The 897-nt window shown below is 54.6% G+C and carries 2 protein-coding genes; both read left to right on the plus strand.

All coding sequences use genetic code 11. The features are described from left to right. Window positions 1-225, plus strand: a 225-nt coding sequence (locus tag P9J64_17430) for a cytochrome c biogenesis protein ResB (GenBank protein MDG5470101.1), incomplete at its 5' end; no start/stop codon positions are given. A 10-nt stretch (window positions 226-235) separates the two neighbouring features. Next, window positions 236-897 (plus strand): cytochrome c biogenesis protein CcsA (ccsA, locus tag P9J64_17435; GenBank protein ID MDG5470102.1); only part of this gene is annotated, 662 nt, incomplete at its 3' end.

Here is an 897-nt window from a genome sequence, read left to right on the forward strand (position 1 = left end):
GCCAAAGACCCCGGCGTCTGGGTGGTCTGGCTCGGCTGCCTGTTGATGGTGCTCGGCTCCTGTGGTGCTTTCTTCTTGTCGCACCGTCGTATCTGGGTCAGCATTGAGCAACTGGATAAGGGCATTGGCGTCAAGTTCGGTGGTAACGCTCACCGGAACCAGCCTGGCTTTGTGCTCTACTTTGACGAATTGACCAAAGAGTTCAACGACACCCTGTCGTCCTGATGGAGGAACTATGAACAGCTCACTTTTGTTTAACATCACTACGGTCGCGTACTTTGCCGCCATGGTGGTCTTTATCGTTTACCTGACCTCCGCAAACAAATCGGTCGGCTTTGTCGCCACTTTGATTTGTTGGGTCGGCTTTATCGCCAATACCGGCGCGATCGGCATGCGTTGGGCCGAAGCCTACGCCATGGGGTATGAGCAGGCACCCCTCTCTAACCTGTACGAGTCGGTCGTCTTCTTTTCCTGGTCGATTCTGCTGATTTACCTGATCTTTGATCTCAAGTACAAGCAGCGCGCGATCGGCGCCTTTGTTATCCCTTTTGCTTTTGGCGGTATGATCTGGGCACAGTGGAGCCTAGACGCGACCATCGCTCCCCTGGTTCCTGCCCTGCAGAGCAACTGGTTGACCTACCACGTCATCACCTGCTTTATCGGCTATGCGGCCTTTGCGCTGGCCTGTGGTGTGTCGATCATGTATTTGATCAAGATCGGCAAAGAGGAAAAGGCGGCTGAAGAATCCCCGATCGGTGGCTTGCTCGGTATGTTCCCCAGCACCAAGATCCTGGACGATTTGAACTACAAGGCGATCATGATCGGTTTCCCGATGCTGACCCTAGGTATCATCACCGGCGCTGCCTGGGCCAACTATGCCTGGGGCACTTACTGGAG

The organism is Deltaproteobacteria bacterium IMCC39524, from assembly GCA_029667085.1.
GTDB lineage: Bacteria > Desulfobacterota > Desulfuromonadia > Desulfuromonadales > BM103 > M0040.